Source organism: Thauera phenylacetica B4P (genome assembly GCF_000310225.1).
Classification (GTDB): domain Bacteria; phylum Pseudomonadota; class Gammaproteobacteria; order Burkholderiales; family Rhodocyclaceae; genus Thauera; species Thauera phenylacetica.
Genome location: NZ_AMXF01000163.1, coordinates 1 through 9,381, shown reverse-complemented (window position 1 = coordinate 9,381; position 9,381 = coordinate 1). Strand labels below are relative to the sequence as shown.

The window sequence follows — 9,381 nt, the reverse complement described above, 5'->3', positions numbered from 1 at the left end:
GCCCGCGCCGCCGCCGGCGAGGCGGGCCCGGCGCAGCTCGCGCTCGATGGTCGCGCGCATGGTCTCGAGCTGGGCGCGGATCGCATCGGCGCCCTCCGCGTCGCCGCGCGCCGCGAGCGCATCCGCGCTCTGGCCGAGCACTGCGAGCGGCGTCTTGAGGGCGTGGGAGAGGTTGCCCGCGGCGTGGCGGATACGACCGAGGCGCTGGGCCTGATGGCGCGACAGGCGCTCGACCGCGGCGAGCAGCGGCCGCACCTCGACGGGCGCGTCGGCCTCGAACTGCACCGCCTCGCCGCGCTCCAGGCGCCGGCAGGCCTCCACCGCCTCGTCCAGCGGCGCCAGCCCGCGCACCAGCACCCGCCGCTGCAGCACCAGCAGCACGAGCAGCGCCAGCCCGAGCACGGTGAGCGCCTGCGCGCGGAAAGCCGCGATCGCGGCGTCGATCGCGGCCACGTCCTCGGCGAGCGCGATGCTCACCGGGCGGCCATCGACGCTGTTGGGGAAGCCCTTCGCGAGCACCAGCAGCGTCTGCCCCGCGGGGCCGGCGAGCCGCCGCGGCGTGCCGTCTTCCCTGCCAACCAGCAGGTCGAGGTCCGCATCCCAGGTCGAGCGCGAGCGCCACTGCCGCTCGCCGAGGCGCACCACGAAGTAATGCCCGGACAGCGGCAGGTCGTAGCCCGGCCCGGCCGCGGCGAGCAGGCTGGTCTCCAGCGCCGCCTCGCCCTCGTGGCGCGCGAGCGCGTCGAGCAGATGCACGTAGAGCAGGTCGGCGTCGTGATCGAGGCGGGCGAGCACGTGCTCCTCGACCATGCGGCGCGGAAAGTCGCGCAGCGCGAAGGCCAGCAGCACGCCGGCGGCGAGCAGCACCAGGGCGAGCGTGAGCGAGAGGCGGCGGCGGATCGAGTTCATCTTGCGGCCGGCCCCCGCGCACGCGCCTCAGTCGCCGCTGCGGAACACATAGCCCTGCCCGCGCCGGGTCTCGATGCGCTCGTTGCCGAGCAGGCCGCGCAGGCGGCGGACGTAGACCTCGATGACGTTGCTGTCGCGCTCGGCGTCGTAGTCATAGACATGCTCGGAGAGCCGCGTCTTCGACAGCACCTCGTCGGGGTGGCGCATGAAGTAGCGCAGCAGGCGGAACTCGGTGGCGGTCAGCGCCTGCTCGTTGCCGGCGCGATCGACCAGGCACTGGCGCGCCTCGTCCAGCCGCCAGTCGCCGGCGCGCAGCTCGGTGTCGGGCACCGGCGCGGCGCGGCGCAGCAAAGCCTGGATGCGGGCGAGGAGCTCCTCGACGTGGAAGGGCTTGCCGAGATAGTCGTCGGCGCCGGCCTGCAGGCCCTCGACGCGCTCGGCCCAGCCGTCACGCGCGGTGAGGATCAGCACCGGCACGCGGTTCGCCGCCGCGCGCCACTCGCGGAGCACGGCCAGCCCCGGCTTGCCGGGCAGGCCAAGGTCGAGGACCACCGCGTCGTAGGGCTCGGTCGCCCCGAGATGGGCGCCGTCGATGCCGTCGCGCGCGAGGTCGACCGCGTAGCCTTCGGCGACCAGCCGGGTGCGCAGGCGCTCGCCCAGCGCCGCATCGTCCTCGACCACGAGCAGGCGCATCGCTCACTTCTCCTCGCGTTCGAGCACTGCACCGCTCGCGGCGTCGAGCTCGAGCTCGTGCACCCGGTTGCGCTCGTCGATCAGCTTGACCTCGTAGATCCAGCGCCCGTCCTCGCGCTCGAGCTCCAGACCGACGACCTGGCCGGGCTGGATAGCGCGGCTGCGCGCGAGGATGTCCTCGGCCGAGAGGATCTGCCCGCTCTCGCGCAGCTGGCGGATCTCCTCCACCCGCACGCGCTCGCCGGCGCTCGCAGCGGGGACGAACAGCCCGCCGGCGGCGAGGAGCGCGGCCGCGGCCAGCAGGGAACGAAATCGAGTCCTCATCTTCACTCTCCGGCGGGTTTCGGTGCAGACAGTGTGCCCGCCGCAATCTGAACGCAAGCTGAACACGGTCCCTGCCCCGCTCACCCCACCTGGCAGGCCAGCCCCTTGAGGTACTCGCCCTCGGGCACCGCCAGCCCGATCGGGTGGTCGGGCGCGGCCGACAGGCGGTACAGGATGCGCGCATCCACCCCGGCGTCGATCGCCGCGCCGGCGACGATCTTCTGGAACAGCTCCTGGCCGATGCCGCCCGAGCACGAGTAGCTCATCAGGATGCCGCCCGGATTCAACAGCCGGAAACCGAACAGGTTGATGTCCTTGTAGGCGCGCGCGGCGCGCTCGGCGTGTGCGGCCGAGGGCGCGAACTTGGGCGGGTCGAGCACGATCAGGTCGAACTTGCGGCCCTCGTCCTTCAGCGCGCGCAGGGCCTTGAACACGTCCGCCTCCTGCCACTCGGCGCGGCTGGCGTCGAGCCGGGGGTTGAGCGCGAGGTTGCGGCGCGCCGACTCCAGCGCCGGGCCGGACGAGTCGATCGACAGCACCGAGGCCGCCCCGCCCGCGAGCGCCTGCAGCGAGAAGCCGCCGGTGTAGCAGAAACAGTTGAGCACCGCACGCCCGCCGGCGAGCTGGCCGGTGAGCAGGCGGTTGTCGCGCTGGTCGAGGTAGAAGCCGGTCTTGTGCCCGCCCTCGACGTCCACCTCCATGCGCACCCCGTTCTCGACGATGGTGAGCCCGCCCGCGGGCAGCTCGCCGTGCGCGCAGCCGGTGCGCGACTCCAGGCCTTCCAGCCCACGCACCTCGGAGTCCGAACGTTCATACACCGCCGCGCAGCCGGTGGCCTGCACCAGCCCGGCGACGATGGCCTCGCGCCACTTGTCCGCGCCCGCGCTGGTGAGCTGCAGCACCACCACGTCGCCGTAGCGGTCGGCGATCACCCCCGGCAGGCCGTCGGATTCGCCGTGGATCAGGCGCACGCCCTCCTGCCCGCGCAGCGCCGGGATCGCCGCCCGCCGCGCCACGGAGGCCGCCACGGCGCGCTTGAAGAAGGCGTGGTCGATCGCCGCCTCGGCGTCGAAGCTCCACACCCGCGCGCGGATCTGCGAAGACGGCGACCACGCCGCGCGCGCCAGCGCCTTGCCCTCGGCCGTGACGACGGTCACCGTGTCGCCCGGCCGCGCGCGGCCATCGAGGCGATCCACCGAGCCGGCGAAGATCCAGGGGTGGCGGCGGAACAGCGAGCGTTCCTTGCCGGGATGGAGGACGAGTTGGGCCATGGGAGCTTCCGGAGATTGCGGGGGAGTCAGGGCGCGGAGTGTAACGGCTGCGCTCCATCCCGCCCAAGTTCGCTTCGCGCCCTGTCCTCGTGGCAGCGTGACATCCACCGGACGAGCGCGCGCTTCGACGATGCCATTCAGAACAGAGGCGTTCCGGCTTTCACCCCGCGGGATACGCCGTGACCAGACGCGGGCAGCGTGCGCCCGCACGCAGCTCCCAGATCGTCCGGATGCATGGTCTCGAGTCGTCCGGCATCGTCACGTGACAATCGATCTGAAATAGGCGCGCCCGCCCCGCCGGGTCGTCACGAACGCCGGCAACCGGGTTGAGGCGCGCATGCTCCACGAGAACCCTCGCAAAGGCTTCCCAAGCGTCTGCACGAGCGCCACGGGCGAGAAAGAAGCGCGCCTTCGCCCCCCATCGGGGTGGGTGAGCGCCAGCAGATAATCGACCACCTTCCTGGATTCGACCTGAGCGCACTCCACGCCCGGCAGCTTGCGTGCCCCTATCACGACGACACCCTGCGCAGCGCACCGGCAGCGGCGAAGACCACGCCCATCTCCCCCGCCACCGCGCCGAACTCGACCGCGTAGCCGGCACCTTCGTCATACACCGACACCACCGTACCCACGCTGCCGGCAGGCACCGCGCCACCGTCGAAGGCGATGTCGACCAACGCAACCACCCGGGCATGCTCCGCGATCGCAACACCGCCGACGCAGGCGCGCAGCTGCTCGGCCACGCCACGCCCCTGCGCGTCCCGCTCGACTGCGAGCAGGAAGAGGTTGCCGCTCAGGCGCGCCCACAGTTCGCCCACGCGCCGCTTCTCGATCGCATCGTCCGCGCTCTTGTAGCCCTCACCCTTGTACTCGACCACCAGCAGGCGGCCATCTTCGAGTTCGGCGACGAAGTCCGGGTAGAAGCGGTCGCTCGCGGTCGGCAGCCAGAACGAGAACTCCGGAAAGCGCGCCAGGTTGCGCACCCAGTGCCGCACCTGCGACAGGTTATCGAGCGCGACGGCGCAGTGATATTCGTGGTCGGTCTGGCGCGCCCCCGCCTCCTGCAGATCGCCGATCACCCCGTAGTAGTGCTTCACGAAGCGGTGGCGGCCGGTGTAATACGGCGGGCGCGCCGGATACAGCCCGCGCCCGAACACGAAGACGTACTCCGCGCTGATGCAGCCGGGCGTCTCGAAGCCGCTCAGCACGCGCTGCAGGCCCTGGCGCTGCGCGTTCTCGCGCAGCGCGCGCAGGCGTTCGGCGAGCGCGTCGGCGAGCCGGTTGCGGTGGCGCACCAGGGCGGTCAGCGTGTGGCCGTCGTAGTGCACCAGCCAGCGCAGCACGCGACCCAGCCAGGCGAGCATCTGCGGCTGCGGCGTGCCGGGCTCGCGCAGGCGCGCGTCCAGCCAGTGCAGCAGGTCGGCCTCGGTCACCGTGGTCGGCACCAGGTCCAGGTTGACCGCGTAGGCGGCGCGCTCCTGCTCGATGCGCAGATGGCCGTGGTCCAGATCCACCAGGTAGGCGCCCGGCGATTCGTCGGGGCGGAAGCCGGGCAGTTCGGGCGGCTGGTCGGCGAGGACGAAGCCGGCGAGATCGAGCAGGGTCTCGCGCTCGGCCAGCTCCAGCTCGCCCTGCGCATCACGCACGCACAGCAAGGGCAGCGGGCGGAACGCCACGCCACGCTGCGAGGGCGAGGCGAAGGTCCGGTGGCGCAGCTCGAAGCGGTCGAGCTCGCGCGTCAGGGCGTCGCGCGCCTTGCGCTCGGGGATTGCCGCGACCAGCGCGGCGCGCAGCTCGGGCGGTGGCGGTTGGTCCAGGCTCACCCGGAGCTCGCCATCCGGCCGGGTCTCGATGCGCAGTGCGGGCGTCCCCGCGCCCGTGTCGAGCGCGAACAGCTCGGCCGCCGCGGCCGCCGGCAGCACCAGCTCCAGCGCAGGCAAGGCCGGGGCGGACGGCTCGCCCTCCGCGCCCGTGTCGCCCCACAGCGGCAGACTGGTCGGGAACACCGCCTGCACCGCCTCCAGCTCCTCGAAGCCCATCGCCACCAGGCGGTCGGCAAGCTCCCCGGCCACGCGCGTGCTCTGGGCGCTCGCCAGGTGGGCATAGGCGCGATTGAGCAACTCGCTGCGCCGCCGCTTCGCGTAGGGCATGCGCAGCACGCGGCCGAGCAACTGCTCCATGTCGCGGCTCGAGCCGACGTTCTGCAGGCTGCAGAACACATAGGCGAAGGAGCAGTCCCAGCCCTCCTTGAGCGCCTCGACGGTGATCACCACCTCCACCGGGCAGGCCGGGTCGAACAGGTTCACGCCGTCCAGGTCGCGCTGCGTGCCGGTGGCGACCGCGATGCGCTCGGGCGCGATGTTCTCCTGCGCGATCAGGTGCTCGCGCAGGCGCTCGACGTTCATCTCGCCGCGCTTGTCCTCGGCCTGCAGCAGCAGGATCGGGCGCAGGTAGTCGCCGCCCGCGGCCAGCTCGCGCGCGGCCTCCTCGGCGAGCCGGGTGCGCGTGAGCAGCGCGTCGCGCACCGCCTCCTCCCAGTTGGGATGGGCGCTGAGCACGATGGGCAGCTTGATCATCTCCTCGGCTTTGAGCTCCTCGGCCGAGACGTGGTAGAGCACGTTGCTGCGGTGGCGGCCCTGGCGCAACGGGGTTGCGGTCATCTCGATCAGCGCGGCCGGACGCAGGCGGGCGAAGCTGTCGTAGCTCAGCGGCGTGCGCGCGTTGTGCGCCTCGTCGATGATCACCACCGGGCGGTGCCAGTACATCAGGTTGGCGAAGCTGCGCTTGACCTTGCCCAGATCGGCGCGGCCGAGGTAGGGCTGGACCTCGAGGTCGCGCTCGCTCACGCGCTCGAAACCAGGCAGCTCGGGAGCGCGCTCGAAATGCGGCTCGAAGGCCTCCTTGTAGGCATAGACGTCGCGTCCCGAGGTGTCGTCCACCCGCAGCGTCTGCAGCGTGCCGACGATCACCAGCGCGCGCGCGCCGATGTCCTGCGGGCGGATCTGGTCGCTGTCGGCGATGTCGAGCACGCGCACGCCGTCCACGCCGAAATGCGCCTCCAGCGCCTCGCGGTAGGGGTGGCCGGGGGTCTTCAGCGCAGTCAGCGTCTGCAGCCGGATCACGTTGGTGGGCACCAGCCACAGCGCCAGCGGCCGGTCCTGGCCGGTGTAATGGCGAGCCGCGGCGGCGAGCGCGTGCGCGCCGAGCAGGGTCTTGCCGCCGCCGGTGGGGATGCGCACGCACACATAGGGCGTGGCCCCATCGTCGTTGACGAAACCCTGCGCGAGATAGGGCGGGATCGTCTCCGCCGCGTGCTCCTGTTCGAGCAGGGTCTGGCGGAAGGCGGCGTCGAGCGCGGCCTCGTCGCGCGCGCCGCGCGCCAGGGCGAAGAAGCGCGCGAGCGCGGCGAGCGCCTCGCGCTGGTAACGCTTGAGGGTCAGCGCCATGCCGGAGCCTCCTGCCGCGCACGGATGTCGTAGGGAATCTGGCGGAAGTCGATGCCGAGCGCGCGCCGGCGCATCTCGGACAGCCGGCAGGCCTCGCCGAACACCACCCGCGGCGTACCCGCCGCCACCCCGGCGCCTGCGGCCGCCTCGTCGAGCAGCGCCGCCACCGCCGAGGTCAGCACGTTGCCGCCCTGCGGCCGGCGGTCGCCGAGCACGCCGTTGAAGAGCAGGAAGTAGGCGCGGCCTTCGTGCACGCCGAGCAGCGGCGAGGCCGGCTGCGCGTCGGTGATCTCGGGCCGCCACGGGGTGCGCGTCTCCTGGTACCAGATCCACGCCGCCAGGGTGGCGAAGCCGATCGCCGGGTCGACCTGGCCGTCGGGCAGGAACACCGGCGCACCGAGGCGGGCGAAGCGCAGCCCGCCGCCGCCCTGCCAGTCCACCGCGTTCGAGATCCCGCCCTGCTCGCCCGCGATCACCTTCTGCAGGCGCGGCAGGCAGTGGGTGTGCGCATGCTCGCCCATCTCGATGCCGATGTAGCGCCGGCCCATCTTGTGCGCGACCGCGGCGGTGGTGCCGGAGCCGAGGAAGCTGTCGAGCACGAGGTCGCCGGGGTTGGTGGCGATGTCGAAAATGCGCTTGATTAAGGACTCGGGCTTTGGTGTGTCGAAAAGCTCGCCGTCCGCAAAAAGTGCCTTCAGATGCTTCTTTGCAAGGTCGTTGGTTCCTACGTCCGTCGCAGGCCAGAGCGTGTCAGGCGTCAAGCCAGCGCTGACATCCACCAAGAACTTCTTGACCCGTGGCACTCCGTTTCCACTATTCCCGAACCAGATATTTCCCTTGGCAATTTCCTCTTCCATTCGCTCGCGCGTGTAGAGCCAACAGCGCCCCTGGGGCAAGCGATGCAGCTTCCCATTCGGCGCGACCAAATCGTAGAACTGGCTCGGGGTCGCATGGCCAGCCTGAGCATTCGCCGACACCGACTGCCACGCGCCTCGCGGATCCTCATCAGGATTCTTGTACCGCGCCCGAACTTCCTCAGTCAGCGGCAAATCATTTCGCGCTGCAGCGAACTTCGCGTAATCCTTTGCGAAGACATGCAAATACTCGTGATTCGCTGAAAAGACCTTCCGATTCTCGCGAGTTGTTCGTTGCTGCCAAGCTATCGTCGTCACGAAATTCCCCCGCCCGAACACCTCGTCCATCAACACCTTCAGGTAGTGCCCCTCGTTGTCGTCGATCGACACCCAGATGCTGCCGTCCTCGGCGAGCAGCTCGCGCAGCAGCTCCAGCCGCGGCGCCATCATCGACAGCCACTGGCTGTGCTCGAGGTTGTCGTCGTAGTGCTCGAAGGCCGAGCGGGTGTTGTACGGCGGGTCGATGTAGATGCACTTGACGCGGCCGGCATGGAAGGGCAGCAGCGCCTTGAGCGCGTCGAGGTTGTCGCCCTGGATCAGCCAGTTGTCGGCCGCGGGGTCGCCGTGGACGGCGTCCACGTCGATCAGCCGGTAAGGCACGGCCGCGGCGGCCTGCAGGGCCTGGCGCTTGTTCAGCCAGTCGAGGATGGGCATGGGTGGGCGTCGTTCGAATCGATGTTGATGTCATTATAGCCGCGACCGGCAGCCGAGCGCGGGAACAGCAGGTCCGCTGCGGCCGGCGGGCGGCGCCCGAGGATAACGCATCGGCCGCCCGGGCCGGCAGCCTTGCGGTGTGTGCGAACGGTTGCGGCCGATGGTCGCGGCGGAATCACCCCGCCACCGCCCGCTTCAGCCGCGCCACCGCGCCCTCGACCGCGCCCTCGTCCAGGTTCCCGTAGCCGAGCACCAGCCCGTTGCACCGCACCGGCGGGCGGGCGTAGGCGGACAGGGCGCGCACGCCCAGCCCGAGCTGCGCGGCGCGCTCCGCCACCGCGATATCGGGCAGCGCATCGGGCAGCCACATCACCAGATGGAGCCCGGCCTCGCCGCCCGACAGCACCAGCCCGGGGCCGAAGGCCTGCTGCAGGGCGGCGCGCAGCGCGGCCTGGCGGGCGTTGTAGCGGGCGCGCATGCGGCGGATGTGGGTGGTGTAGTGGCCGCGCGCGATGAAGTCGGCGAGCGCGCGCTGCTCGATGCCCTGGCCGGCGCGGGTGGCGCGCGCCGCAGCGTGGATGAAGTCGTCCGCGACCGTGCGCGGCAGCACCAGGTAGCCCAGGCGCAGGCCGGGATAGAGCGTCTTGCTGAAGGTGCCGGCATAGACCACCGGGGCGTCGGCGTGCAGCCCGAACAGCGCCGGCGGCGCCGGACCGGCGCGGCGGAACTCGCTGTCGTAGTCGTCCTCGACGATCCAGGCGCCGGCCGCGCGGGCGCGCTCGATGAGCGCGAGCCGGCGCGGCAGCGACATCACCCGCCCGGTGGGGTACTGGTGCGAGGGGGTGACCATGATCAGGCGCGGTCGCCGATGCTGCCAATCGTCGGCGCCGGGGGCCAGGCCCTCGGCGTCGACCGCGACGTCGTGCACCCGCAGGCCGGCGAGGCCGAAGGCGACGCGGGCGGCGAGGTAGCCCGGGTTCTCGACCCACACCGTGTCGCCGTGGTCGGCGAGCAGGCGCGCGCACAGGTCGAGCGCCGCCTGCGTGCCGCTGGTGACGAGGATCTGCGCGGGGTCCACCGCCAGGCCGCGCACGCTGCTCAGGTGGCCGGCGAGCGCCGCGCGCAGGGCGGGGTCGCCGCCGTGCGCCGCATAGCCGAGCTGCCGCCAGC

General features: G+C 71.7%; 8 protein-coding genes. All 8 read right to left on the bottom strand.

The window, feature by feature from the left end; all coding sequences use genetic code 11:
- Positions 1-909, bottom strand: a 909-nt coding sequence (locus tag C667_RS16585; protein ID WP_004370505.1) for an ATP-binding protein, incomplete at its 3' end; no start/stop codon positions are given.
- A gap of 27 nt (positions 910-936) precedes the next feature.
- The gene (locus C667_RS16580; protein WP_004370503.1) at positions 937-1,602 is read right to left on the bottom strand and encodes a response regulator transcription factor; all 666 of its coding nucleotides are present in this window, start codon (positions 1,600-1,602) and stop codon (positions 937-939) included.
- A gap of 3 nt (positions 1,603-1,605) precedes the next feature.
- Complete coding sequence (locus C667_RS16575; protein WP_004370500.1) at positions 1,606-1,926, bottom strand: PepSY domain-containing protein; 321 nt, start codon at positions 1,924-1,926, stop codon at positions 1,606-1,608.
- Between the two features lie 80 nt (positions 1,927-2,006).
- On the bottom strand, positions 2,007-3,197 hold the full coding sequence (locus C667_RS16570) for a class I SAM-dependent rRNA methyltransferase (protein WP_004370498.1): 1,191 nt from the start codon (positions 3,195-3,197) through the stop codon (positions 2,007-2,009).
- A 160-nt stretch (positions 3,198-3,357) separates the two neighbouring features.
- Positions 3,358-3,807: a DUF6883 domain-containing protein gene (locus tag C667_RS26840; RefSeq protein ID WP_370701718.1), complete on the bottom strand. Its 450-nt coding sequence runs from the start codon at positions 3,805-3,807 to the stop codon at positions 3,358-3,360.
- Positions 3,707-6,643, bottom strand: coding sequence for a DEAD/DEAH box helicase (locus C667_RS26045; protein ID WP_004370496.1), 2,937 nt, complete (start codon positions 6,641-6,643; stop codon positions 3,707-3,709). The genes C667_RS26840 and C667_RS26045 overlap by 101 nt, the downstream gene beginning before the upstream one ends.
- Positions 6,634-8,211: a site-specific DNA-methyltransferase gene (locus C667_RS16560; protein WP_004370494.1), complete on the bottom strand. Its 1,578-nt coding sequence runs from the start codon at positions 8,209-8,211 to the stop codon at positions 6,634-6,636. Before C667_RS16560 ends, C667_RS26045 begins: the two co-directional genes overlap by 10 nt.
- Positions 8,212-8,386: 175 nt before the next feature.
- A partial coding sequence (locus C667_RS16555) for an aminotransferase-like domain-containing protein (RefSeq protein ID WP_004370493.1) occupies positions 8,387-9,381 on the bottom strand: 995 nt, incomplete at its 5' end.